Here is a 26,082-nt window from a genome sequence, read left to right as displayed (position 1 = left end):
GCGAAGACAGAGCGTGATCTCAGTCCAATTTTGGTGTGACGGCCTGATCACCGGATGCGCTTCTGGTGCCCGGTCAAGCCGTCCACAGCGCCGCGATTGCGTGAACGAGATTTGCCGCGAGAAGGCAGAAAACGGCGAAGGAACCAAGGTCCTTCGCGTGCCCGGCAAATTCGGCATAGTCCGGGGATATCCGGTCGACGAGCACCTCTATCGCGGTGTTGAGCGCCTCGACGGCGAAAAGGACGAGGGCGAGGGTGATCTGTGTCGCGTAGCTCGCGATCGGAACACCCCATCCGGCGAACAGGACGAGCAAGACGAAGAGCGCGATGAGTTCCTGCCGAAACGCCGTTTCGCCGAAGAGGCGTTTGAGCCCCAGGAACGAGTAGCCCGCGGAAGCGAAAGTATGGCGCAGCCCGAACGCCTTCACTGGTTTGGTCTGAAACTTCGGCGCGTCGTCGGTCACGACGGGTTTCCCGCCGGCGAGCCGTCCGTGGGCTTCTCCTTCGCCTGTCGGCAGGTGCCGAAAGCGTCGAGCGCGGGATCGTAAACGCCGGTCGACACATCGGTGAGGCCGAGGATCGTGTGGAAGAGGTTATCGTGCGAGACGGGACGGTCTCGTTCGTCGCTGAGGCAGTTCATGTCGATATTGCTGGCCCGCTGGTACGCATCCGAAAGCCAGGTGATGAAGGGGATATGCGTCTGGGTCTGCGGCGCCAGAAAATACGGCGTCCCGTGCAGGTAGAGCCCGTTCTCGCCGAGCGACTCGCCGTGATCCGACATGTAGACCATGGCGGTTGCCGTCTCCGGGGCCTCTGCCTTCAGAAGGTCGATGACCTCGGACAGGATATGGTCGGTGTAGAGGATCGTGTTGTCATAGGCCGCAACGATCTCCTCCTGCTGGCAATCGGCGAACTGGGCGGTCTCGCAGGCCGGACCAAAGCCTGCGAACGCCGGCGGGTAGCGCTTGAAATAGGCGGGTCCGTGGCTGCCGAGCTGATGCAGCACGACGACGGCGTTTCCCGTCTTCGGCCGCTGCTGCAGGAACAGCTTCAGGCGCTCGATCAGGACCTCGTCCTTGCACTCGCCGCCCTCGCAGAACCGGGGATCGTTCGCGTCCGGCAGGAACTCGTATGCGACCCTGTCGGCGACATGCTTGCTGCCCGTGTTGTTGTCGAACCAGTCGACGGCGAGGCCGGCATGCTGGAGAACGTCGACGAGGTTTTCCGACGCGAGCCCCTTGGCCGTCGAATAGTCGACGCGCGGGTAGACCGAGAACATGCAAGGAAGCGAGATGGCGGTCGCGGTCCCGCAGCTCGACGCCTGCGTGAAGCTCACGACATTGCGCTTTGCGAGTTCGGGATTGGTGTCTCGACCGTAGCCGTTCAGGCTGAAGTTCATGCCACGCGCCGTCTCCCCGACGACGATCACGGTCAGCGAGCGCAGGCCCTTGGAGGCGAAGCGCGAGCCTTGCTGGGCGTCGGTGCCCAAGGGCGCTGCAACGATGTCGCGCTCCTTTCTCAGGCTCTCGACATATTTGACGGCGCCGGCGATCGGCGCGCCGGGATTGAAGGTGTCCATCAGGTCGCCGCGCTCGCGGAAGGTCGAGGAGTAGGACGCGTAGTTCAATCCGACGATCGTGATCGCCCCGAGCAAGCAAGGCAAGATGACCGCCATGTTGAACAGGAACTTCTTCGGAAAGGCCCGATGGACGATCCGCACCCAGAGGATCAACAGGCTGGGCAGCACGACGTAGAGAGCGAGATGCACGAAGAGATTGGGCGTGAAGAGGTTGCGCGCTTCGCCGCTCGTCGTGACGACAGCGCTCTGGATCATCTCGCGATCGATGATCGTGCCGAACGTGTCGGTGAAATACGAAGCCGAGCTAGCGATGACGATGAGAAGGATAAAGACGGGCTTGATCAGGTATTTGATCGACATCGTCGTCAGCGCCGCGACCGTCAAAAGGAAGATCGCCACCACGAGAGCGGCGAACTGAGCCTCATGGCCGGCGAAGTAACGAAGGCCTTTTGCGAGGAACGTCTGGTTCGTTGCGACGAGGAGGTAGGCCGATACGACGACCGACAGCGTGATGCTGCCGATGCGCGGTCTGGATAGTTTCATGGCGATCTTTGGATTCGAAGGGCAAAGCGATTTGGGGCGTGAACTCCCCGAACCTTAAGAGGGTTGCCCCGCCGGATTGATGGCCATGGCTATACGGATCGCCAATCATTCGCGGCGCCGCGTTCGCTCTCTCCAAGCACATGTTGTCAGCGTGCCGGGTGCTGGTCGATCGCACGCGGCGATCTTGCGCTGCCGGCAATGGACCTGAAGCGGGCAAGATTCCTTTCGCGGTGATCCCGTCAGTTGTCGTTGGCGTCCTCCACCAGGTCGACATTCTCCATCACGTGGTAGCCGAGCGGATCGATGATGAACCCCCTGACCTCCTTGCGGGCCGCGACCATGAAGATCGAGTGCGCGATCGGAACCCAAGGGGCCTGCTCGTGAAAGATGACCTGCGCCTGCTGGTAGAGCGCTATCCGCTTGGCGACGTCCGATGTGGCTTTGGCCTCGACCACGAGAGCATCGAAACTTCGATCGCACCAGCGTGCGATGTTGTTGCCGCCGATGCGCGCGGCAAGGCAGCCGAGCAGCGTGTGCAGGAAATTGTCGGGGTCGCCGATGTCGGCCGCCCATCCGTAGATCGCGAGCGTGAACTCGCCCTGCTGAAGGATGTCGCGATAATCCTTCCATTCCGCGGTTTTGAGCTCGAGCCGGATGCCGAGCTTGGCAAGGTCGGTTTCTACCATCTCGGCGACGCGCTTGCCGTTCGGCGTATACGGACGGTCGACCTGCGGATACCAGAGATCGACCGTCATCCCCTCGGTGATCCCCGCTTCGGTCAGCAGCCGGCGGGCCGCCTCCGGATCGTAGCGGTAGGGCGCGATCCTGTCGTTGTAGCCCCACAAAGTGGGGGGGATCGGATTGACCGCGGCGACGCCGGTCCGCGGGTAGACGGCCGAGATGATCGCCGCCTTGTCGATGGCAAGGTTGATCGCAAGGCGGACCCGCGCGTCGTCGAAGGGTGGGCGCGTCGTGTTCATGGCGAGGTAGCCGATGTTGATCCCTTCCGACGTATGCAGCGTCAGCCTCGGATCGGACCGGATCTCTGCAAGGTCCCCGGGTTCCGGATAGGCTGAAATGTGGCATTCGCCGGCCTTCAGCTTTGTCAGCCGGGCCGCCGCCTGCGGGGTGATGGAGAACACCACCGTGTCGATCGGCTGCCGCCCGCGCCAGTAGCCGGGGAAGGCGCGATAGCGGATCGTCACGTTCTCGTGGAAGCTCGAGAACATGAACGGGCCCGTGCCGATCGGCTGGGTGTCGAACAGCTCCTTCTTGCCGGTCTTTAGCAAGGTGTCGGCATATTCGGCGGAGAGGATCGCGTTGAACGACATGGCGAGATCCGACAGGAACGGCGCTTCCGGACGGGTCAGACGGATGTGAACGGTGTGCGGATCGGGTGCCTCGACGCTTTCCAGAAGGTCGGCCATGCCCATGTCCTGGAAATAGGCAAATCCGCCGCCCGTGGTCGCGTGGTAGGGGTGATCCGTTTTCCACTGCCGCAGCAGCGAGAACACCACATCGCGCGCGTCGAAGTCGCGGGTGGGGGTGAACAGCGCATTGGCGTGGAAATGCACGTTCCGGCGGAGCTTGAAGACATAGTCGCGCCCGTCGGGGGAGATGCTCCAGCTCTCAGCGAGCGACGGCTCGATGATGGTGGTGCCGACCTTGTACTCGACGAGGTTGTTGAACATCGGATGCGCCGCATCCATCGCCGTTCCGGTGACCGCCAGCTGCGGGCTGAGCGTCTCGGGATTGCCTTCCGAGCAGAAGACCAGCGTCTTTGCCCCGGCGGGAAGCACGGGGAAGGCGAATGCCAAGAGGATCAGGCTCGGCAGGATGCACGACATTCTCTGGATCATCACGAGGCCTCCGGGCTTTCGGTGTCGTCGATCGAGGTGGCTTGCGGTGCGGCAGACGGCAGATCGATGGTGAAGCGCGCGCCGGGCAGCGGCGGGCGGTCGAACCGCACCGTTTCCGGCCCACCCATGCTGATCGTGCCGCCGAGGGTCGCGGTGACGAGATTGAAGACGATGTGGAGGCCAAGCCCGGTCGATCCCTTGCCGCGCCCGGTGGTGAAGAAGGGGTCGAACACCCGCCGCCGATGGGCAAGCGAGATGCCCTGTCCGTCGTCGGAGAAGATGATGCGCACGCCGCCGTTCCGCTGGGCGATCTCGACGCGGACCAGTCCCCGGCGGTCCGCGGGAAAGGCATGGGCGAAGGCGTTGGACAGGAGGTTGGTCAGCACCTGCGCGAGGGCGCCGGGATAGGAGTCCAGCACGAGGTCCGGCTCGCAGAGGACTTCGGTGCGGTGTCCGGCGCGTTTCGTCAGCGGCCCGAGGCTGGTGAAGAGGTCCTCGGTGAAGGCCTGGAGCTCGAACGTCCGCCGCTCGCCGCTCGCCTGATCGACGGCGACCTGCTTGAAGCTCTGGACGAGATTGGCAGACCGTTCGAGGTTGGCAAAGATCAGGCGTGCGCCCTCTGCGGTCCGTTCGACGAAGGTGTCGAAAGCCTGGCGCGTCACCTGTCCTTGTCGCGCCTCGGTCTCGAAGCGGCGCGTCTCCTCGTTCATCACCGTCGCCGTCGTCAGGGCGACGCCGAGCGGCGTGTTGATCTCGTGCGCGACGCCGGCGACGAGCTGCTCGAGCGAGGCGAGCTTTTCCGCCTGGATCAGCTGGGACTGGGTCTCTTTCAGCTGGCGCAGCGCATCCTCGGTGCGTTCCTTGGCGACGCGCAGGGCGTTCTCGCGCTTGCCGAGCTCGCGCAGGAAATGGTTGGTCGCCCGCGCCATGGAGCCGATCTCGTCGCGCCGATCGTCGTCGGGCAAGGGGCCCGACAGGTGACGGGAGGCCCGGTCGAGCATCCCGTCCTCCAGCCGCTTCAGCGGCTTCAGGATGGACTGTGCGACCAGCACCGCGGTCGCGGCGCCGACGACCAGGCCGATGATGGCGCCGAGCACCAGAATGCGGCGCACATTGGCGCCGATCGATTCCGCATTGGCCGAAAGGGTCGTATTCAGCGTCGCGACCTCGAGGAGCATGATCGAGGCGATGTCGCCCATCGATCCGAGAATGGCGTTCTGGTCGGAAAGGCCCGTCTTGATGTCCCCGAGGCCTTCCCGCCACTGCTCGATGGCGTCGAGCATCTCGGTCTGGATCAAGGGGGAGATCGGTTGCGATGCGATGGTGTCGGCAAGGCCCACGCTCTCCGCGATGACGTCGGAGACGACGTTGACGTCGTGGGCCGAGAACGCGGCCAGCGTGCGATCACCGAGCTTCAAGGTGGCGATCGCGATGTTCTGGGTGGCTTGCTCGGTCTCGTGCGCCTCGACGGTGTAGGTTAAAAGTTCCGCGGCCTGGTCGTGCAGCGAGCGTTGCTCGGTCGACTTGACCTTGAGCAGACGGTCCAGCCAGTCGAGCGAAGCGCCCGTCGCCCCGCCGCCTAGGATGTCCGCGAGAAGCACCCGCAGTTCGGCGGCCTCGTTCCCGGACGCCCCGAGCGCGCTTTCGAGATCCTGCGCCGCATGGCTGAGGCGGGCATTGGCGTAGGACTGGTCCGGCGGCGGATCGGTGCCGCCGTCCGCCACCCGCCGTTCCCTGTCGGTGATGGCGATCCGGACCGCGGTGGCGGTATCGACGAGGGTCTGGGCGGCCCGCAGCGCCGCGTCGCGATGGGTCAGCGTCCGCACCACGTCGGCGTTGGACTCGTGCTGCCGAAGGCGGGCTTCGTCGGTCAGCTTGATCAGGCCGCGCAGCCGCTGGTCCATCTGCGAGAAGAGCGCGTCGTTGCGCTCGGTCGACCGCGCGAGATCCTGCATCGCCGTGAAGTACTGCGTCGCGCTCTCGCGGACCGAGGCGATCGCGCCGTCGGTCTCGCTGCCGAGGCTCCCCGCCTGCAGGTTCTCCAGTCCGACCTCCGCCGATTTCAGGGATGTCCCGAAGCCGGCCAGATACCGGTCCCGCGTGGCCGGGGGTGAGGCGAGGTAAGCGTCGCGACGGCTCATGGCCGACACGATCTGACGGTAGATGGTGGCGACCTTCAGCGCCGCTTCATGGGTCTGGTCCGCCTTGTGGAGCAAGCCGATCGACGCAAAGGCGAGGGCGGCCGCGATGGCGATCGGAATGGCGCCGACGAGAAGGATGGAATGCCGGATGCGGGGCGGACGCGGGCGAAGCCAGCCTCTCGCTTTTTTCCGCGCCAGGGGTGCCGTAGGCTCGGCCGGCAGTTCATGCCGCACGGGAATGCCTCCCCCCTGTCTGGTTGTCCTGCTCCGTCATGCGTGCCGCGTGCTCCGTTGCACCGGCATCTTTCACCGCCGATGTTTCCGGCAGATTTCTTGGTGGACCTCAGCCCCGCAACAGTCGCGCAATGAAGGCCGCGCCAGCGCGGCGGCTATCCCTCCGGGGCGAAGAGATAGCCGGCGCCTCGGATCGTCCGGATGATCGTCGGTCGCGCTGGGTCATCCTCGATCTTGCGGCGGATGCGCGTGATGCGAACGTCGATCGACCGGTCGAAGGGATCCACGTCGCGCGCATTGGCAAGCGTCAGCAGCCGCTCCCGGGTGAGCACCCGGCGCGGGTTCTCGGCAAAGGCCTTCAGCAGATTGAACTCGCTCGGGATCAGCTGCCACTCATTGCCTTCCTCGTCGCGCAGAAGCTGGGTGTCGAGATCGAGCAGCTTGGCGCCGAAACGCACCTCCCGGCGCGGCGGCTCGAGGCTGGCCAAGGCGGGCCCGACCGTTCGCGGCGGTTGCGCGCTGCGGCGCACGACGGAGCGGATGCGCGCCAGAAGCTCGCGCAGTTCGCAAGGCTTGGCTAGATAGTCGTCCGCCCCGAGTTCCAGCCCCACCACGCGGTCGATCAGGCTCGCGGTCGCCGTCAGCATGATCACTGGGACAGACGGCTCGCCTTTCAGAAAGCGCACGAGCGACAGCCCGTCCTCGCCGGGCATGTTGAGGTCGAGCACGACGAGAGCCGGCGTCTCTTCGGGCAAGATGGCACGCAGGGCATCGCCGCCGTCGCAGAGCTTCACCCGAAAGCCGTTGAGGGCGATATAGTCGCCGATCAGGGTGCGCGTGTCGGTCTCGTCGTCGACGACGATGATCAGCGGGTCGAGGCTCATGGCTTTGCCCCAGCACGCAGCGGCAGGACCACGGCGAAGCTGGCGCCGCCGAGCGGTCCGCTCTCCGAGATGTCGATGCGCCCGCCATGCAGGTCGACGATCTTCCTGACGATCGAGAGGCCGAGGCCCGTGGAGCTCTCGCCCCCCGTCGGTTGCGCCGACAGGCGCTGGAACCGTCCGAAGAGACGGGTGACGTCCTCCGGCTTCAGCCCGGGACCGCTATCGGCGACAACCGCTTCCGCCTCGGATCCGACCCGCCGCGCGGTGACGCGGACATGGCCGCCGGGCGGGGTGTACTTGACGGCATTGCTCACGAGATTCTCCACCACCTCCATCAACCGATCCGGATCTGCCGAAATGGGGAGGTCCGCTTCGAGCTCGATCTCCAGGGTTTGCTGCTTGGCGGCGGCCAGGCCCTCGTTCAGTTCGGCGACCGCTCGCACGATCTTCCCGAGATCGACGTGGCGGCGATCGATCGAGATGTCGAAGGCATCCGCCATGGCATCGGCGACCGAGACATCGACAATCCGGTTCATGCGCTGCGCCGCGGTGCGCACGTATCCGATCTGGACATCCATCGCCTCTTTCGCGTCCCCGCCGCCCTTGGCTGCCAATGCCGTCAGCATCTCGGCGCGGCCGAGGATCACCATCAGCGGGTTCTTGAGATCATGCGCGATGGTCCCGAGGATCTCGTTCTTGAAGGCGTTGACGCGCCGCAACTGGGCCCCTTGCCCCTCGAGCCTCACATTGGCCTCGGCGAGCGCCGCCGTCCGTTCCTCGACCCGGCGCTCCAGTTCGGCATTCGCTTCGGCGAGGCGCTCGTGCAGGCGGGCATTGTCGAAGGCGACGCCGAGCTTGGACGCGAAGACGTTGACGAGGGCGACCTGCGTCTCGGTCAAGGCGTCGGGACCGTCGAGGATGACGAGGATTTCCGCACCGCTGCTGGTCTGCAGATACAGCCTCTTATGGCGGGGCGAGGCGAGGGCGTGTCCGTCGCGCATGGCATCGGCAAACAGGGTGGCGAAGTCGATGGCGCCGTCATCCATCGACGCGAAGCTGCCGCTGCGCGCCAGAACCGAATGGACGCCGTCCAAGGTCTCGCGGAGGACAAGAATGCCCCCCGCCTCGATGCCCAGCAGCGCGTTCAACTGCAGCAGCACCCCCTCGGCCAAGGTTCCGAGCGAGCGCCTGTCGTAGAGCTCGGCCGCCGAGGCGACGATCAACGCCAGCCCGGCGCGGGTGTGCTCGAGGCGGCGAAGCTGCTCGTAGCTGCGGACGGATGCCGTCAGCGTCGTGAACAGACGCTCCGCCGACAGTTCGGTCTTCGCCTTGTAGTCGTTGATGTCGTAGTCGACGACGATCCGCTGCTCCGGAGCCTGTCCCGGCTGCCCGGTCCGCAGGATGATGCGGACGAACTCGTTGTGCAGGTCTTCCCGGATCCGCCGGGCGAGCTTCAGCCCGGCATCCTCCGTCTCCATGACGACGTCGAGCAGCACGATGGCGGTGTCGGGGTTGCGGCGCAGCAACTCGAACCCCTCCGCCCCGGAATGGGCGCCGATGAGGTCGAAGCCGCGACCTTTGCAGGCGGTAGTTCCGGAGCGCGTACCGCGTGCCGTCATGCACCGCCTGGTCATCGTCGATCACCGCAAGCTTCCAGCCGGCCGGGGGCGGGTCGATATCATGCCCGGGATTACCCGCCGGATCGGCAAAGGTCATGAGATCCGTCGACATCGGAAGCGATCCAGCCCTTCCACGCGCCTTTTCTTGGCGGTGCCATTGCGTCAAGTCTACACATCTTCGGCAGTGTTTGGAGAGGCAAAGCTGAGGAGTTCAGATGGCCCCGACCAAGTGCGGCGCTCCGCGCGTCAGACGGCCCGCGCCCGCGACGGGTGCACCCTGTTCAGCCGGCTCGGCTGTGCCTGCCGGTGCGCCTCCAAGGCGACGTAGTAGTCGTAATCGAACTCACAAAGGTTCTGCGACGCGCGGTGAAAGCCTGGCAAAACGTTTGCCGATCGCCGCTTATTCATGGTGCGCCGACGTCCCCGCGTCACTTGCAAGCGAGCGAGGATGACAGCGCCGAGCTTTCCGGCGGACCGGGAGAGCGCCTGCGTCAGCGCCGCCGGCGAGACGGACACACGCGTGGTCAGGTCATGGATCCGGGGGGCGAGGTTCAGCATGATGAAGCACTCGAAGGGCCAGGGGCCGTTTGGTTTTCGAGCCGGGAAGTAGCGAGCGAATGTTTCGGCGGCAGTTCGAGACGGGGGAAAATGGTTTCGTCCAGATGTCGCCGCCGAACCTTTCGGTGACGCGACATGCCTGTGAAACAACAAGGCGGAATAGTCCGGCGCGCCGAAACCACTTTCCCGGACCGGGAAACGTCCCGGGCATCAGGCGGAAACAGGACGGCGGCATCAGTGAACGGCGGCGGAGGGTATCCCCTCTCCCCGTGCCACTGTCTCAACGTTCAGGACTACACGATGTCTTCGATCCTTGATTTCCATCTTCTTCAATCGCTGTCCCTGACGGCCGCCATGGCGTTCGGCGTGATAGGCGCCAATCGCCTGACCGCCAGGCGTATCGCGCCTTGCCGGACCGTTCTGACGCCCGAGCAGCGCCGCCGGCTGGCGCTGGTGCGGGCTGTCTCGTCTTCGGTGCTGGTGACCGGCACCTTGATCATCTGGCACAGCGAGTTGCAGACGCTCCTCGTCTCGCTGGCGGCGGTCGTCGTCGCGCTCGTCGTCGTGTCGAAAGAAATTATCCAGGGCGCCCTCGGTATTTTGGTGTCCAGCGCCTCCGGCTCGGTCCGGATCGGCGACTGGATCGAGGTGGCGGGCGTGCGGGGCGAGGTCGTGGACCGGTCGCTCCTGACGACGACGCTGAACGAGACCGGGGACGGTACCTTTGGATACGCCTACACCGGACGCCGGCTCGTGGTGTCGAACATTCACCTCTTCAACGCCACCACGCGGCGCCAGCGGTTCGGTCGCGAATTCGTGCAGCACCGCGTGGCGGTGATCTTCGACCGCGGGCCGTCGAACGCGGAGGCGCTGGCGATCTGGCGAAGCGAGGCGGCCCGTCTCTGCAAGCCTTTCGCGGCCGCCGCAGCAAAAGCGCGAACGGCGATCGAGGCGGAACTCGGCGTGACGATCGGCTCGCATGAGCCGAGGACAAGGATATCGACGACCGAACTCGGCAAGGTCTGCCTCGAAGCGGAGTTTCTCTGCCCGACGAGCCAAGCCGCGCAGATCGAGGCCCGGCTGAAGACCAGCCTTCTCGACTGGCTGTCGGCGGCAGCATCCATCGCCAATTTTGGTCGCCGCTTCGACAATGCGAACGCCAATTCCACGCTGCCGCACGGAGAGCGGATTGCGGGCAGGGAGGCGGCGTAAGCCCTGGCGCGCAGTGCCGACCGGCTTCCGCCAAAGGAAGCCGGTCGCTCGCTTTGACGATCCCGCCTTCGTCTGCCATCCGACTGGTCCACCGCCGCCAACAGTGCTACGCCATCACCTATATTGGAATGGTTCCAAACTAGGGGCATGGCCATGCGGTGGTTCGCGAACGGCAGAAAGCGTTTCAAGGATTTGTCGGAGCGGGAGATCCTGGCCCTCGCGATATCGGCGGAAGAGGATGATGCGCGGATCTACTCTGGCTATGCCGAGCGCCTGGCGCAGGATTTTCCCGATACGGCCGCGGTCTTCCGCGAGATGGAACAGGAGGAGGACGGCCACCGCCGCGTCCTGATCGCCGAGCACGAGCGCCGTTTCGGCGGGGCCATTCCGCTGATCCGGCGCGAGCATGTGGCAGATTACGTCAGCCGGCGTCCGATCTGGTTGGTCGCCAATCTCGGGATCGAGCAGATGCGGGCGGAAGCCGACCGGATGGAGGATGCCGCTTGCCGGTTCTACGACGAGGCCGCCAAGCGCGTCGGCGACCCCTCCACCCGCCGCTTGCTCGGCGACCTGGCGGAAGCGGAGCGCCGGCATAAGGGCAAGGCCAACTCGCTGGAGGAGGTCCATCTGACGGGAGAGGCACGCGCGGGTGAAGACCAGACGGCACGCAAGCAGCTGATCCTGACCTTGGTCCAGCCGGGGCTTGCCGGTCTGATGGACGGCTCGGTGTCGACCCTCGCGCCGATCTTCGCCACCGCCTTCGCGACGCACGACACCAAGACGACGCTGCTGGTGGGCCTTGCCGCCGCTGTCGGCGCGGGCATCTCGATGGGCTTCACCGAGGCCGCCCATGACGACGGCGTGCTCTCCGGCCGCGGCTCGCCGCTGAAGCGGGGTCTGGCCTCCGGCATCATGACCGCCGTCGGTGGGCTCGGTCATGCGCTCCCCTATCTCATCTCGGACTTCTGGACGGCGACCGCCATCGCCTTCGCCGTCGTCTTTCTCGAACTGTGGGCGATCGTCTGGATCCAGCACCGCTTCCTGGAGACGTCGATCGTGCGGGCCACCCTTCAGATCGTCGTCGGCGGCGCGCTCGTCCTCGCCGCGGGCATCCTGATCGGCGGCGGCTGACTGCGATGGCTTCTCGATCAAATATACAGAGGGTGCCGCGGCACCCGCGATGACGGGACAACGAATGCCCTACAATGCCTCATATCGAAGCGAGGGTTAGTGCCTTTCGTTCGGGTGCCGAGGGTTAAGCCATTCTTCTGATGACCGCTTTCAGTGCAGAGGGCTGCGCGATGTAAACATCGCACAGCCCTCTGCACTTTTTATTTAACTTTTTATTTAAAGGCGTCGCTGGAGTGCAACGGCGCCCTTTTGTACTTCAGTCTCGAGGAAAGTGGACGCGGTCCACGAAGGCCCGATCGAAGGCTTCGGACACATGCGCGAAGGAGCGCTGCGCCTCGGCTTGCCCGCGTTCGCCCTCGCTCGGCTCCAGCATGAAAACGAGGAAAGAGCGCCCGGTGACCATGTATTCGAACCCGAAGTCGAACGGCGCGAACTCCTCGCGGTCCGGCAGGTTGGTGTCGACCACGCACTGCCAGCGCGTGCCGCCGGCAGCCTCTGGCAAGGTGAAGTTCACGACGTCATGATGGGCGTTCATGACGATCATCATGGTCGCATCGGTGCCCGGACGACGGATGCCGGCGGCCTGTGCCCGGCCGTCCAGCAGCACGCCGAAGCAGCGCGCCCCCGCATCGGCCCAGTGTACCTCGTCGAACTCGGTTCCGGCAGGCGTGATCCAGGTCACGTCCTTGACGCCCAGTTCCTCGTCGTAGCGCCCGCTGAGGAACTTGCCCCGGCGCAGCATCGGCAGCGACTGACGGAGCATGATCAGCTTCTGCACGAACTCCGCGAGGTCCTTGCCCTCCGGCGATACATCCCAGTTGACCCAGCCGATCTCGTTGTCCTGGGCATAGGCATTGTTGTTGCCGTTCTGCGTCCGCGCGAACTCGTCGCCCGCCAGGATCATCGGCGTGCCCCGCGAGAACAGCAAGGTCGCAAAGAAGTTGCGCAGCTGCCGGAAGCGGACGTTGTTGATTTCCGGGTCGTCCGACAGCCCCTCGACGCCGTAGTTGCACGAGAGATTGTGCGAGTGGCCGTCGCGGTTGTCTTCGCCGTTCGCGTCGTTGTGCTTGTCGTTGTAGCAGACCGTGTCGTGCAGCGTGAAACCGTCATGGGCCGTGATGAAATTCACGGACGCCCAAGGCTTGCGGCCCCGCCGGTCGAAGATGTCGGCCGATGCGCTGAACTTTCCCGCGACAGCCGGAATCTTGCCCTCGTCGCCCCGCCAGAACGAGCGGATGGTGTCGCGGTAGCCGTCGTTCCACTCGGCCCAACCGGGGGGGAAACGTCCGACCTGATAGCCTCCCGGGCCGCAATCCCACGGCTCGGCGATCAGCTTGGTCTGCGCCAGCAGCGGATCCTGCATGCACGCGTGCAGGAAGCCCGAACCTTCGTCGAAGCCGGTCGGCTCGCGTGCCAGGATGGTCGCGAGGTCGAAACGGAAGCCGTCGACCTTCATCTCGCCGGCCCAGTAGCGCAGCGAGTCCGTCACCATCTGCATCACCCGCGGATGCGCGGTGTTCACCGTGTTTCCCGTGCCGGTATCGTTGATGTAGTAGCGATTGTCGTCCGGCATCAGGCGATAATAGGTCGCGTTGTCGATGCCCTTGAACGACAAGGTCGGGCCGAGTTCGTTGCCTTCGGCCGTGTGGTTGTAGACGACGTCGAGGATGACCTCCAGTCCCGAATGATGGAACTGCGAAACCATCTCCTTGAATTCGTTAACGAAGGGCGTCGAGCAATAGCGCGGGTCCGGGGCAAAGAAGCCGAGCGAGTTATAGCCCCAGTAGTTCCGGAGGCCCTTCTCGACGAGGTAGCTGTCATCGACGAAAGCATGGATCGGCAGTAGCTCGACCGAGGTCACGCCGAGGCTCTTGATGTAGGCGACGACATCCGCGTGCATCAGGCCGGCGAAGGTTCCGCGGTCGCTCTCGGGAACGGAAGGGTGAGTCTGGGTGAAGCCCTTGACGTGGGTCTCGTAGAAGATCGTCCGTTCCCACGGCACGTTCGGCTTGCGCTCTTCGCCCCAGGTGAAGGCCGGGTCGACCACGCGGCATTTCGGCACGAACGGCGCGCTGTCGCGGGTATCGAAGGACAGGTCCTTGTCCTTATGGCCGATCGTGTACCCGAACAGGGCATGGTCCCACACCAGCTCGCCGACATGCTGCTTGGCATACGGGTCGAGCAGCAGCTTGTGGTGGTTGAAGCGATGACCGGCCTTTGGATCGTAGGGGCCGTGCACGCGGTAGCCGTAGGTGAGACCCGGGCGCGCCGCCGGCAGGTACCCGTGGAAAATCTCGTTGGAATATTCCGGGAGCTCGATCCGCTCGATCTCCTGCGTTCCGGTGGCGTCGAAAAGGCAGAGCTCCACCTTCGTGGCGTGGGCGGAGAAGATCGCGAAGTTGACGCCGCGCCCGTCCCATGTGGAGCCGAGAGGATAGGGCCTTCCCTCCTCAAGTTGAGACCGCGACGAAGGCGGACTAAAGGCCGGGGTGGCAGACTTCTCGACCGGGGTATGGATTGTCATGCGGGCTCACAGTGTTCGGATACAAAGACGAGGTCGAAAGTGCCGCCGATGCCGTTCGTTCCGCTCCCTGCCTTATTAAGTTGCGGGTGAACACAATCCCGAACCGTGCGTTATATCGCACTGCAAAATCACCGTGAGGGTTGTCGTGAGAGTTGCCGAATTGATGAGCCGCATCGTGGATTTTGCAGCGCCGGAGGACACGGCGCGCTCGCTCGCCGAACTGATGGGCGATCTGGACGTCGGGGCGGTACCGGTCGGCAGCCCTTCGGATCCGCTGGGTGTCGTGACCGTCCGGGACATCCTCTACCGGGTCGTCGCCAAGGGCGGTGACCCGTCGTCCATGGTCGCCACCGAAATCATGTCGTCCCCGATCATCTGTTGCCGCGTCGACGATGGAGTGAACGAGGCCATGAGCACGATGGCGGCAAATCACATCCGGCGGCTGGGGGTCAGGGATCATACCGGCGAGATCGTCGGCTGGCTGACCTTGGCCGACATTTCGCGCAAGCTGCTACTGGAGACGCGCGCGATACCGGAAGCTCTTCAGGAGGTCAGGTCCGAAAGCGCCGGTTAAGGCTCCGCGTCAGCTCCCGCGTCAGGGTGAGGCGCGCTGCGACATAGCTAAGATGAATCGAGGCCAGATCGTTGTCGACGCCGGACAGCGTGACCAACGACACCGCATAGGCATATTCAGCGAACCCCGCCTTTGCCGTTTCCGCCAGGATCAGCGACAGCGCCCTCGGCTGGCTGGCTGCTTGGTGGAAGGCGGCGATGGCGGCGGCATCGGCGCGGATGGACGCGAGACCACGGGCGGCTGCCTCCAGCTGCACTGCCGACAGGTCCACCGAGACCGCTGCCGCCGCCGCCACTTCCAGCATCAGCGAACGGACCTCCGGCGTCACCACCGAGAGATCAAGGACGAGCGGGTAGGAGGTTTGAAAACGGTTATCGAGGTGTGCGCCGAGCACCTTGGAGGCGAGCGCCTTCAGAAGGATCTCCGAGCGCAACTCCTCGAAGGAAATCTCTCCGAGGGACGAGGTCCGCCCCATGTCGGCGGGCGGCGCTTCCGAGAACGGGCGATCCGCCAGTTCCACCAGCGCCTGCACCTCGCCGTCTCGAACGCCGCTGGTGACCGGATCGATCGCGCGGGGGGACTTGTCGTTTTCCATCACGAAAGATCCAATCTTTGGCGCCGGGCCAAACCGGGGTTGGGGCAGTGAAAACTCCCTCCAAGGACGGTTTGGAGCCGGAGGTGTTCCAACCCGCCGGTAATAAGCGTGCCGCGAAGGCCCTGCGGCTATGCCGCGCAGGACGCCAAACGCCATGGGCAAAAGCGTGGGTCAGCCATTGTCGCCTTTCGCGCTCGCTCTACCCTCCCGCCATCCTCGCAAGCTGCCGGGAAAGCCCGGCTATCAGACGCCGGGTCGCATCACCGCGTGCCTCTCTCGAAAGCCTCAGAATGACGATCGACCAAGCCCTGGCTTTCGGCCTCGTTTTCGCGACCGTCGTCGGCTTCATCTGGGGGCGCTTGCCCTATGATCTGGTGGCGGTCGCGGCTTTGTTCGCCGGGCTGGTGCTCGGCATCGTGCCGTTCGATCAGGCCTTTACCGGCTTCTCCGACAATGTCGTCGTCATTGTCGCCGGCGCGCTGATCATCAGCTCCGCCGTCGCGCGATCGGGTTTCGTCGAGGACCTGATGCGCCCGCTTCTGCCGTACATGAAGTCGGCCCGAAGCCAGGTGCCGATCCTCGTCGGGGCGACCATGCTGATGTCGATGGTGACGAAGAACGTCGGCGCACTGGCGATCTTCATGCCGGTGGCGGCCCAGGTCGCCAAGCGCAGCGGCACGTCGATCTCGCGCTTCCTGATGCCGATGTCCTTCGCTTCGCTCATCGGCGGCCTGGTGACCTTGGTCGGCACGTCGCCGAACATCATTGTCTCGAAGATCAGGGTCGACGTGTCCGGCAAGCCGTTTGGCATGTTCGACTACGCTCCGGTCGGCCTCGGCGTGGCGGCGGCGGGCTTCATTTTCCTCTCGCTCGCCTCGGGCCTCCTTCCCAAACGCAAGCCGGGCGGCACGGTGTCCGCCAGCTTCAATCTCGATGCCTACACTGTCGAGGCCGTCATCCCCGAGGGCTCGGCCTCCGCGTCCCGAACCGTTGGTGAGATCGAGGCGCTCGGCGACGGAGACATCCGCATCCGCTGGGTCATCCGGGAACGCTTCCGCCGGCTCGTGCCGTCGCCCGACATGCCGGTGCGTGGCGGCGACGTGCTGCTCATCGCCGGCGATCCCGAGGATCTCGAGCGCGCCATCGCCCGGTCGGAACTGCGGCTGGCGGGAGAGACGATCACCGCAGCCGCCGCCGACGTCGAGACGGAGACGGTGGTCGAGGCGATCGTGTCGCCGGCGTCGTCGGTGATCGGGCTGCCGGTCATCCGCGGCGTCATGCAGCAATATCCGGAAGTCGCCGTGCTGGCGATCAGCCGGGGCGGGCAGCCGATCAGCCAGCGCCTTTCATCCCTGAAGCTCAGGGCAAACGACGTCGTCGTTCTCAAGGGAACTGCCGACGACATTTCACAGGCCCTCGGCGCCTTGAACCTCTTGCCGCTCGCCGAGCGTCGCATCGTCCTTGGCCGCAACCGGCGCAGCTACGTGCCGATCGCGGTGCTGGCCATCGCGATGGCCCTGACGGCCGCGGGCATCGCCAGCGCCGCCGTCGCGTTTTTTGGTGCGGCGGTGACCTTGCTGCTGCTGCGGGTGATGAGCATGTCGGATGCCTATCACTCCGTCGAGGCCTCGGTGATCGTGCTCCTCGCCGCGCTCATTCCGATCAGCGAGGCGATCCAGACCACCGGCGGCACCGACCTGATCGCGGCCTGGCTCTCGCCGCTGCTGTCGGGGCTCGCGCCGTCGCTCGCGCTCGCCGTCGTCATCATCCTCGCCATGGCCGTCACGCCCTTCCTCAACAATGCCGCGACGGTGCTGATGATGGCGCCAATCGCAGCGTCGGTGGCGATCAAGCTCGGGCTCAACCCGGATCCCTTCCTGATGGGCGTCGCCCTCGGCGCGGCCTGCGACTTCCTGACGCCCATCGGCCACCAGTGTAATACGATCGTCATGGGCCCCGGCGGCTACAAATTCGGCGACTATTGGCGGCTGGGCCTGCCGCTCTCGGTTATCGTCGTCGTCTGTGGGACGTTGCTGATCTCACTCGTCTGGCCATTCTGATTTGCCGCTCTGCCCGCAGATCGATTAGCGCGGGGGGTGGCATCTCTCGCGGGCCCGAAACGACAACCGCACCGGACGTCGAACAGTGCGCGGAACCTGGGCACTGCGACCGCCACTCTCCAGACTAAAACGGCGTTCCGTCTTTGGCGGTGACCTGGTCAGCGCAGGACCGGTGTCGCGGAACCAAGGGTCAGCAGGGTCAGCCTGCTGACGATCGTCCGGGATGGCGTGCTCGGTTAGCGAACCACCAGCACCGGCACACTGGCGCCCTGCACGACACGAGAGGCCTGGCTGCCGATGACGAAGCGCTCGAAACCCCGCAGGCCGTGGGACGCCACCACGATCAGGTCGCAAGACCGGAACTTCGCGGTCTCGAGGATCGCGTCGGCCGGCGAGCTGCCGGGTATGTAGAGGGTCTCGCATTCCACACCCTCTGCTGCGGCGGCGGCGGTGGCGCTGGCAAGGACCTTGTCTGCCCATTTGCCGCAACTGGTGTTGTAACCTTCGAGCACGGCCGGGTCCTGGAACAGACCCAGCTTGGACACGAGGTCGAAGACTGGAAAGGCTTCGCTTACTGTCAGGATGGTGACTTTGGCTTTGGCCAGCTTTGCGAGTTCGAGGCCGGCCGCAACCCCTTTGGTTGACAGGTCCGAGCCGTCGGATGCGATGAGGACATGCTTGTACATCTGCGGTCTCCGGGGGGCAAAAGGGGGCTGTGGCGGCCGTCAGGCCGGACGAAGGGCGCGCAGCGCATTCAGGATGACCGCGACATCGATCGCCTCCTGAAGGAGTGCGCCTTGCACGGGCGGCAGGTAGCCCATTGCCGCGGCCACCATCCCGATCCCGGAAAGCCCGATTCCCGCGAAGACACTTTGAAGCGCGATCTTTCGGGAGCGCTGGCCGATGGCCATGGCCTCGACGAGCCCGTCGAGACTGTCGCGCAGGAGGATCACGTCCGACGCCTCCGCCGATGCGGCGGCCCCCTTGGCGCCCATGGCGATGCCGAGATCGGCGGCGACCAAAGCCGGCGCATCGTTGACGCCATCGCCGACCATCATCACCGGTGCCCGTTGCTTCTCGCGCCGCACCAGCGCGATCTTGTCCTCCGGCACGAGGTCAGCGGCGATCTCGTCGAGGCCGAGGCTCTCGGTGATGGCGAGCGCGACATCCCGGCGGTCGCCGGTGGCAAGCACGATCCGCGTCACGCCGAGCGTCCGCAGCCGCGCCAGCGTCCCGGTAACATCCGGGCGGAGCGCGTCGCGCATCAGGACGAGCCCGGCAAAGGCGCCGTCGACGGCTAGCGCGACGGTGAGGGCGCCTGCGGGAACGGCAGCGGTCAGCAGCGCCCTTTCGGCATCGGCCATTCCCGCGGCGACGAAGCCCTTGCCGCCGACGCGCACGCGGCGCCCGGCAACGCGCCCCTCGACGCCTTCGCCCGGCACCTCCCGCGTCTCGGTCGGTAGCAAAAGGGCGAGCCCGCGTTCGACCGCGGCGGCGACGACGGCCTTGGCGACGGCATGCTGCGACGCCTGATCGAGACTGGCGGCGAGCGACAGGACTTCGGTCTCCGTCCAGCCTTCGCCGACGACGATTTCCGACACGGCGGCGGTCCCGTGTGTCAGGGTTCCCGTCTTGTCGACGACGAGCGTCCTGATGCGGCCGAGCGTTTCGAGCGCGGCGCCGCCCTTGACGAGAACGCCGACCTTGGCCGCCCGGGAGATGCCGGAAACGATGGCGACGGGAACCGCAAGGATCAGCGGGCACGGCGTTGCGACGACGAGGACCGCGACGGCGCGGACGGGATCGCCGGACAGCCACCAGGCCAGCGCCGAGAGCCCGAGGGTCACCGCCATGAAGCCGAGGGCGTAGCGATCGGCGAGGCGCGTCATCGGTGCCTGCGACGTCGTCGCTTCTTCGACGAGGCGGACGATCCCGGCATAGGTGCTCCGGGCGGCCGGCTCACTCGCCACGAGGTCGAAAGCTGCGCCGACATTGGTCGAGCCGCTCATCGCGGCGTCGCCGTCGCGTTTCGTCACCGGAAGGGATTCGCCGGTGAGCGGCGCCTCGTCGAGCAGCGCCGATCCCGAAACCGTTCCGTCGACGGGAAGGACATCACCGAGATGGACGAGCAGGCGGTCGCCGGCGGCAACCTCCGAAATCGGGATGGTGGCGAGGGTTTCGCCTGAATACCGCACCGCCGTGCGCGGGACGCGGTCGAGAAGCGCGTTCATCTCGCGGTTGGCCCGGCCCGCGGCATAAGCCTCGAGCGCCTGCCCGCTGGCATACATCAGCGCGACGACGGCCGCCGCGAGTGTCTCTCCGATCAGCAGTGCCGCAGCCATCGAGAGGGCGGCCACGAGGTCCAGCCCGACATCGCCGCGGCGAAGGCTCAAGGCGATCTGCCAGAGAAGGATGGCGAGGACCGGCAGGACGCCTGCCGACCAGATCAGATCGGCAGCTTCTCCCTCGCCGAGCAGGAAGGCTGCGGTGCCGGCGCCGAGCCCTGCCACCGCGCAGCCGATTGGCAACAGCCTCGACAACCGCCTTTCGCGCTCGGCAAAGCGGACCGCTTCGACCGGCACGATAGTCGATGGCATCATCATGGCGTGCCTCCTCCAGAGGTCCGGCAGGTTCGACATGCCGCCCGAGGTAGAGCGTGCATCCATCTGAGCCGGGCGTTCAAGCTGTCCCCCGGCGATGGTCTGGCACAAAGCCTCGCCGCAGCCTCTGAAGTCGCGCCGAACTCCCGGAGACGGTCACTCTCTCTCAGCATGGACGGCGCACCGATGCCTTGATCTGGCGCAAACCCGGCGCCGTCTTCGGCGCCGCTGACAGAGTGCGGGCCGGTCGGGCCTCCCGCGCCGGACCTCGATCCGCCCTGCCTTGGTTGATCCAGTGCCCTTAGATCGATATGGAGGCGGACTGCTCCTCGCCCGCAGTTGTCCCGTCGACGCGCCCAGGAAACGAATGCCGCTCTTCGACGTCCTGCCGCCCGATCTGTTCAAGCCGCTGGCTTCCCCGTCGCGGCGGCTCTACTCCGACCTCCTGCTGCATCTCTATCACCGCACCTTCGAACTCGCGCCGGAGGCACCGCGCCGTGCCGATGTCGTCAGCGAGGTCGAGGACTTCCTCTTGCGATGGGAAGCCACGCAGGAACCCGTTGCCGACGAGGAGGCGCTGGAGCCGTCCGGCGACGACCGCGCGCGCGCCGTCTATCAGCGGCTTGTGGACACCGGGTGGCTTGTCGAGCACCGGGAGCGATACGTGCGCCTCGTCGACTTCAATCCCGAGGCGAGCATCCTCGTCCAAGCCTTGGCCGAGATCGAGAAGGGCGAGGCGCGCAGCTATGGCGGCGCGGTCCTCGGCGTTCTCGGCGCGCTGGAGGGAACCGCTGCGGAGCCAGACGAGCGGTCCGAAAGCCTTCGCAACGCCCTTCGGGGCGCGAACGAGTTCGCGGCCCACATGCGCACGGTCTCGATCTCGCTCCGCCAGGCCGAAGACCGGATCCTGAAGCAACCGAGTGTCCGGGAGGTGTTCCGGCATTTCTTCGAGGATTTCGTCGAGCGCCACCTCATCCGCGACTTCAAGACCTTGCACACGAAGGACAATCCGTTCCGGTTCCGCGCCGCCATCGTCCGCCAGGCGAACGAGATGATGATGGACGACGACCTCGTGGCAAGGCTGGGAGAGGCCTATGCCAGGGAGGGCAGGGCGGATGACGCGGGGGCCGGGCAGGAGCGGGTGCGGGAGGAGATCGCGGAGGTCATCGCCGTTTTCGACGCCGCCGACCTGCATCTCGATGCCATTGACGCCACCGTTGCGCGGATCGAGCGGCGGATCGTCAACACGGCCCGCTACATGGACCGGATCATCAACCCCTCGCAGGTGCGCCTCGTCGACGCCATCAAGGCCTTGGCCGACGACGGCCGCGAGGATGTTCCGGTCGCGACCGCCCTTCTGCCGCGCATCCTGCCGCTCGGCCCCGTCCACGTGCCGGCGCCGCGCCGCGAGCGGGCGGTCGTCGCCCAGACCGTCATCCGGGACGTTCCCCCCGATCCCGGCGCGCTCGTCTATGCCCGGGCCAAGGCCGAGTATGTCCGGCGCACCCGCGTCACGGCGCCGGTGCTTGCAAGCTATGTGGATAAGGTCCTCGGCGAGAAGACGGAGGTTCGCGCCAAGGATATCATGCTTGAGACGGTGGAGGACTTCGTCGCCTTCCAGCGACTGCGGGAACTCCCCTCGATCTTTAACGGGGCCTTGGCGTCCCGCTTCGAGCTCGTCCTCCTGCCTGGCCGCTGCTCCAACGACTGGATCTCCTGCCAGGATTTTCTGATACGACGGCGAATGCCTAGGGATAGTGATGCAGCGTGAGACCGACGAATTTCGCGATATCGTCGACGGCGACTGGGCCGGCGGCCATATCGCCGGCCGTCGCCCGTCGGCCGAGGAGATGACGCGTTCGCTGCAGGTGCTGCTCACGCGCCAGTGCATATACTCGCACACGCCGGGGCTTGGCCGGACCTATGATCTCGTCCGTGCCTATCCGACCTTCTACGAACGCTATTTCGGCGCCCTCGGCTACCGGCTTGAGGTGGCGGCCCGTGATCAGATGGTGGCGCTCGTCGTTCCCGGCGACGAGGCGCGCTACGACGGTATGTTCGAGCGGCTGCGCAAGGACGAGACGATCGTTCTCCTGGCGCTGCGCCTGCTCTGGGAGGAGGCGATGCGGGCCCACGAGATCGGGGATGGCGGTGTCGTGGAACGGACGACCGATACGCTCGTCGACCGCATCGAAAGCGCGACGCAAGGCGTCCCGCCCGACGAGATGCGCCTGCTCGACATCCTGCGCCGCTTCCAGCGCAACGGCGCCGTCCGTCTCGGCGAGCGCGACCGGGTGGGCCGCGTATCGCCGCTTTCCATCCTCCCCGGGATCGCTGTCCTGGTGCCGGACTCCTACGTCGAGGATCTGATGGCCTGGGTCGCGGCGCCGCCCGCCGAGCGTAGCGCAAGCCTCGATCCGGACCGCACGGCGGTGGAAATCGAGCGCAGCGCGGCGTCGGCCGATATCGTGGCTCAGCGGCCGGCCGGCCGGGGCAGTACTCTTGTATAGCCTGCGCCGGATCTCGATCTCCAACTGGTATCTGATCGATGCCCAAGACATCGAGATCCGCGGCGAGGCCGCCCTGATTGGGCCGACCGGCGCCGGCAAGAGCTCCATCCAGGACGCGATCCAGACCGTCATCACCGGCGGCAATCACAACCGCCTGAACCTCAATGCGAGCGCCAGCGGTCGCTCGTCGCGCAGTGTGCTCGAATATTGCCTCGGCATGACCGGAGATCCCGCGCAGGATGGGCGGCCCTTGCGCAAGTCCTGCGAGAGCATCCTCGCGCTGACCTTTGTCCACGAATACACGGGGGTGGCCCTGTCGGTCGGCGTCGCCTTCGCGGCCCGCCATGGCGACAGCCGCGAGGAGGTGCTGTCGCGCTTCATCATCCCCGGGCACGACTTCTCGATCGCAGCCCTGCGCCGCGAGGAGGACGGGGTCTCGATTATTGCGCCCTTCGCGGAGGTCGCCGCGGACCTACGCAAGGCGCATCCGGACATGGCCGAGTACAAGTCCTCGGCCGAACGCTTCACCGCCGACATGCTGGCGGCGATGCGCGGCGCCGCCTCGCCGCCGAATGCCCGCCACTTCCTGCGCGCCTTCTCCAACGCGCTGGCCTTCAAGCCGATCTTCGACCCCACGGTCTTCGTGCGCGAGTTCGTGCTGGAGCCCGATCCGCTGGATGTGCAGCGCGTCCGCACCTCGATCGCGACCTGGCGGGAGCTGGAAGCGCTGATCGAGGAGGCGGAGGCCAAGCATCAGCGCGTCAGCCGGATTTGCTCCCGGTTCGAGGCCTGGGGGACAGCGCGCGTCGAGGCGGACCGACTGCGCTGGCGGGCGGCCGCTGCGGACGCGACCCGGGCAGCCCTCGAATTGCGCTCCGCCCGCGAACTTTCACGGACCCGATCGGCCAGCCTCGATGTCGAGCGCCATGTGCTGACCAGCCGCCGCGAATGGATCCGCAACTGGGACGAAGAGATCCGCTCCAAGCAGGCCTTGCTCGGCGCGGCCAGCGGCGAGGCGCAGCTCCGACAGATCGATGCCGAGGCAAAGCTCGCCGAGCGCGATCTGCGCGAGGCGGAATCCGCCTGGACCCGGATCCGCGGGGCGCTCGCTGATCTCGTGCGCCTGTCGTCCCTGGCCGACGTTCAGCATCCCGGCATTCTTTCCGCCCGAGAGGCGGCGCGCCAGGCCCTGGCGCTGGTGCCAGTGGGAAAGCTGTTTCACGAGGCACTCCGCGGGCGTGCCGAGGAGGTCCAGGACCTTCTCTCCAGAGCCAGCGATCTCGATGCGCTGCAGACAGCGCTCGATGATCTCACCCACAGCCTTCAGGACGAGGTGCGCCATCTGCAGGAGGAACTGCAGCGAACGGCCGTCAGCCCATCACGGACGGGTGGCGGTGTTCTGTCGCGGGAGGTCGGGGCGCTTCTGACGGCGCTCGCCGCCGCGGGCATCCCCGCCGTTCCGCTGTGCGACGTTGTCGGGGTCGCCGATCCCGATTGGCAGTATGCGGCCGAGGCGCTGCTCGGGCGGGGCCGCGAGGCGATCATCGTCCAGCCACCGCTGTTGCCGCGCGCCTTCGATCTGATGTGGCAGAACCGGAACGCGTTTGCTGGCTGCACGCTGGTGAAGACGAGCGCCACCGCCTCGACCCGCACGAACACGCCGCCGGGCAGCATTCTCGAGGCGCTTCGCACGGAGGACCGGCACGCTTTGGCGTTCCTCACCGTCCGTATCGGCGGCTTCCGCAAGGCGGACAGCGAGGCGGAGCTCGACCGTCTCGATCGCGGCATCATGCGCAACGGCAAGACGTCGTCCGGCATGAGCCTCTCCGTCCAGCGCGAGCTGAAGGAACTCCTCCTCGGGCGGCAGGTTGGTGCTCCCGGTGCCGATCGGCCCGACGGCAGCCGTGCGCGCATCGAGCGTGAACTCGCCGGGGCGACGATGCGCCTCAACGAGATCCGCGCCGCCGCGCGCCGCGTGCCCGGCATCCTCCAGGTCCTGACCGCCGATCCGCCGCTGGCCGAAATGGAGCACCGCGCCACCACGGCGCACCTCCGGCACAGCGCGCTCCTGCGCGACCGCCGGTCCGTGGAGGAAAGCGACGCTGCCGGGCTCCGCGCCGAGCTCGACGACATCCGGGCCGAGCGCGACGCCCATGCCGCGGAACTGGCCGAGGAGGTCGAGCCGAAGATCGACGGCCTGCAGCAGGCCGTCGCCCATGCGAGGGCCCGGGAGACGGTCGCCGCGGAAAAGCTGAAAGCAGCTGTCGCCCTTCGCCGGAGTGCCTTTGCGGCGCTGGAGAGCGAGACCAACCGTGCGCTCGCCCGCCTCGACGGCAAGACGCGCTCGGCCGCCGAGGTCTGCGCCGCCTTCCGGGACGAGGTCCGCGCCGGCGGTGCCCCGCGCCGCGACCTGATGGCCTGGCTCGCGGCCTGCCGCAACGAAGCGCGTACCGGCGCCGACCTTGCCGAGGGACGGGCACGGCGCGACCAGCTGGCCGCTTTGCGGGATCTCGGCGACTACGCGGCGCAGTGGCGGATCGCCGTTCCGGTGGTCGACGCCGACAGCATGATCGCCGGCTATCGCTGGATCGAGGAGGAGCGACAGCGTCTCGAGGAGAACGATCTGAGGGTTCACCGCGAGGCCTGCGCGAGTGCGGCGGGCGAGATGCGCCGGATGTTGCGCGAGGATCTCCTAACGCGGTTGTCCGAAAAGCTCGGCAATGTCCCGCACCGCATGGAAGCGATGAACCGTCTACTGCGGCGCCACCGCTTCACCGGCCAGACCTATGCCTTCACCTATGCCGTCGACGGACGCTTCGCCCGCCTGCACGATCTAGCGGCGAGGGTCGCCGATGGCGATCTCTCGGAGGCGGTCTTCGAGGCGTCGATGGAGGATGTGGAGGCGATGATCGAGGGGGGCGAGGACGCCTCGGCCATGGCGGACTACCGCCAGTATTTCACCTTCGAGATCGTCATGACGGACGCAAAGGGCGCCCGGACCAGCCTGTCGTCGCGGGCGATGAAGGGCTCGGGCGGCGAGGCGCAGGTGCCGTTCTACGTCGCGATCGCCGCCTCGCTGTCACTGGCCTACTTCCCCGGCCACATCGCCGGTCGCCCGGTCGGCATGGGGCTCGCGCTGTTCGACGAAGCCTTCAACAAGCTCGACGTCCCCAATACCCAGGCGCTGCTGCGCTTCTTCAAGGACATGGGCCTCCAGCTTCTGATCGCCGGGCCAGAAGACAAGCGGGCGACCTTCAGCGAGGTTCTCGACACCATCGTTCTCGTCAACAAGTCTCTCGACGGCACCTCCGTCTACATCGACACCGAGCATCCCCGCGAGGCGGCAAAGCAGGCGCTGGCCGAACTGAACCCGGACCACCGCGACCTCAAAGACCTGCGGTCGGCCGTGATCGCAACCTGAGAGAACGACCGGCGTCCAGGTTGGAGGCCTCCGGCAAGA

Annotated in this window: 17 protein-coding genes and 1 pseudogene; 7 read left to right on the top strand and 11 right to left on the bottom strand. The window is 66.2% G+C overall.

Annotated features, from left to right (window positions below):
• Nucleotides 1–73: 73 nt before the first annotated feature.
• From ACZLZQ_RS00420 to ACZLZQ_RS00390, 7 genes and pseudogenes are all read right to left on the bottom strand, one after another.
• On the bottom strand, nucleotides 74–463 hold the full coding sequence (locus ACZLZQ_RS00420) for a diacylglycerol kinase (protein WP_472947563.1): 390 nt from the start codon (nucleotides 461–463) through the stop codon (nucleotides 74–76).
• Nucleotides 460–2,121 carry a phosphoethanolamine transferase gene (locus ACZLZQ_RS00415; RefSeq protein WP_472947562.1) on the bottom strand — a complete coding sequence of 554 codons (1,662 nt, stop codon included), beginning with the start codon at nucleotides 2,119–2,121 and terminating at the stop codon, nucleotides 460–462. Before ACZLZQ_RS00415 ends, ACZLZQ_RS00420 begins: the two co-directional genes overlap by 4 nt.
• Before the next feature lie 239 nt (nucleotides 2,122–2,360).
• A complete protein-coding gene (locus ACZLZQ_RS00410; RefSeq protein WP_472947560.1) occupies nucleotides 2,361–3,980 on the bottom strand; it encodes an ABC transporter substrate-binding protein in 1,620 nt (539 codons plus the stop codon).
• Nucleotides 3,980–6,355 carry a sensor histidine kinase gene (locus ACZLZQ_RS00405; RefSeq protein WP_472947559.1) on the bottom strand — a complete coding sequence of 792 codons (2,376 nt, stop codon included), beginning with the start codon at nucleotides 6,353–6,355 and terminating at the stop codon, nucleotides 3,980–3,982. Before ACZLZQ_RS00405 ends, ACZLZQ_RS00410 begins: the two co-directional genes overlap by 1 nt.
• A 155-nt stretch (nucleotides 6,356–6,510) precedes the next feature.
• The gene (locus ACZLZQ_RS00400) at nucleotides 6,511–7,239 is read right to left on the bottom strand and encodes a response regulator (RefSeq protein WP_472934893.1); all 729 of its coding nucleotides are present in this window, start codon (nucleotides 7,237–7,239) and stop codon (nucleotides 6,511–6,513) included.
• A pseudogene (locus tag ACZLZQ_RS00395) lies at nucleotides 7,236–8,970 on the bottom strand (sensor histidine kinase). The gene ACZLZQ_RS00400 and the pseudogene ACZLZQ_RS00395 overlap by 4 nt, the downstream one beginning before the upstream one ends.
• Nucleotides 8,971–9,104: 134 nt before the next feature.
• Nucleotides 9,105–9,416 carry a hypothetical protein gene (locus ACZLZQ_RS00390; RefSeq protein ID WP_472947558.1) on the bottom strand — a complete coding sequence of 104 codons (312 nt, stop codon included), beginning with the start codon at nucleotides 9,414–9,416 and terminating at the stop codon, nucleotides 9,105–9,107.
• A 300-nt stretch (nucleotides 9,417–9,716) separates the two neighbouring features.
• On the opposite strand from ACZLZQ_RS00390, the gene ACZLZQ_RS00385 reads away from it, so the two are divergent.
• Complete coding sequence (locus ACZLZQ_RS00385; protein WP_472947557.1) at nucleotides 9,717–10,628, top strand: mechanosensitive ion channel domain-containing protein; 912 nt, start codon at nucleotides 9,717–9,719, stop codon at nucleotides 10,626–10,628.
• Between the two features lie 147 nt (nucleotides 10,629–10,775).
• The gene (mbfA, locus tag ACZLZQ_RS00380; protein WP_472947556.1) at nucleotides 10,776–11,759 is read left to right on the top strand and encodes an iron exporter MbfA; all 984 of its coding nucleotides are present in this window, start codon (nucleotides 10,776–10,778) and stop codon (nucleotides 11,757–11,759) included.
• 256 nt (nucleotides 11,760–12,015) lie between these two features.
• Here the strand turns inward: mbfA and glgX are convergent, their stop codons facing one another.
• Entirely contained in the window at nucleotides 12,016–14,283 is a 2,268-nt protein-coding gene (gene glgX / locus ACZLZQ_RS00375; RefSeq protein ID WP_472934898.1) for a glycogen debranching protein GlgX, read from the bottom strand.
• Nucleotides 14,284–14,446: 163 nt separating this feature from the next.
• Here glgX and ACZLZQ_RS00370 point away from each other — a divergent pair, with 163 nt between their 5' ends.
• The gene (locus tag ACZLZQ_RS00370) at nucleotides 14,447–14,857 is read left to right on the top strand and encodes a CBS domain-containing protein (protein ID WP_472948418.1); all 411 of its coding nucleotides are present in this window, start codon (nucleotides 14,447–14,449) and stop codon (nucleotides 14,855–14,857) included.
• Here ACZLZQ_RS00370 and ACZLZQ_RS00365 read toward each other — a convergent pair.
• Nucleotides 14,835–15,452 carry a hypothetical protein gene (locus ACZLZQ_RS00365; protein WP_472947555.1) on the bottom strand — a complete coding sequence of 206 codons (618 nt, stop codon included), beginning with the start codon at nucleotides 15,450–15,452 and terminating at the stop codon, nucleotides 14,835–14,837. The two genes, ACZLZQ_RS00370 and ACZLZQ_RS00365, sit on opposite strands and share 23 nt — an antisense overlap.
• A 290-nt stretch (nucleotides 15,453–15,742) precedes the next feature.
• Between ACZLZQ_RS00365 and ACZLZQ_RS00360 the strand changes: the two genes are divergently transcribed.
• Nucleotides 15,743–17,512 carry an SLC13 family permease gene (locus ACZLZQ_RS00360; protein WP_472947554.1) on the top strand — a complete coding sequence of 590 codons (1,770 nt, stop codon included), beginning with the start codon at nucleotides 15,743–15,745 and terminating at the stop codon, nucleotides 17,510–17,512.
• Nucleotides 17,513–17,748: 236 nt separating this feature from the next.
• On the opposite strand, the gene ACZLZQ_RS00355 is transcribed toward ACZLZQ_RS00360, so the two are convergent.
• Together ACZLZQ_RS00355 and ACZLZQ_RS00350 are read right to left on the bottom strand one after the other, a co-directional pair.
• Nucleotides 17,749–18,198, bottom strand: a complete 450-nt coding sequence (locus ACZLZQ_RS00355; protein WP_472934902.1) for a universal stress protein — start codon at nucleotides 18,196–18,198, stop codon at nucleotides 17,749–17,751.
• Nucleotides 18,199–18,237: 39 nt separating this feature from the next.
• Entirely contained in the window at nucleotides 18,238–20,112 is a 1,875-nt protein-coding gene (locus ACZLZQ_RS00350) for a heavy metal translocating P-type ATPase (RefSeq protein WP_472948417.1), read from the bottom strand.
• A 367-nt stretch (nucleotides 20,113–20,479) separates the two neighbouring features.
• On the opposite strand from ACZLZQ_RS00350, the gene ACZLZQ_RS00345 reads away from it, so the two are divergent.
• Genes ACZLZQ_RS00345 through ACZLZQ_RS00335 form a run of 3 tightly spaced genes read left to right on the top strand, consistent with a single transcriptional unit; the run spans nucleotide 20,480 to nucleotide 26,043 of the window.
• Complete coding sequence (locus ACZLZQ_RS00345; RefSeq protein WP_472947553.1) at nucleotides 20,480–21,883, top strand: Wadjet anti-phage system protein JetA family protein; 1,404 nt, start codon at nucleotides 20,480–20,482, stop codon at nucleotides 21,881–21,883.
• Nucleotides 21,873–22,622 (top strand): DUF4194 domain-containing protein, encoded by a 750-nt coding sequence (locus ACZLZQ_RS00340; protein ID WP_472947552.1) that lies wholly within the window; start codon nucleotides 21,873–21,875, stop codon nucleotides 22,620–22,622. Before ACZLZQ_RS00345 ends, ACZLZQ_RS00340 begins: the two co-directional genes overlap by 11 nt.
• Complete coding sequence (locus ACZLZQ_RS00335) at nucleotides 22,615–26,043, top strand: SbcC/MukB-like Walker B domain-containing protein (protein ID WP_472947551.1); 3,429 nt, start codon at nucleotides 22,615–22,617, stop codon at nucleotides 26,041–26,043. Before ACZLZQ_RS00340 ends, ACZLZQ_RS00335 begins: the two co-directional genes overlap by 8 nt.
• Nucleotides 26,044–26,082: the final 39 nt, after the last annotated feature.

It is taken from the genome of Mesocryomonas lacus (assembly GCF_055730105.2).
This window is presented reverse-complemented; position numbering and strand designations above follow the sequence as displayed.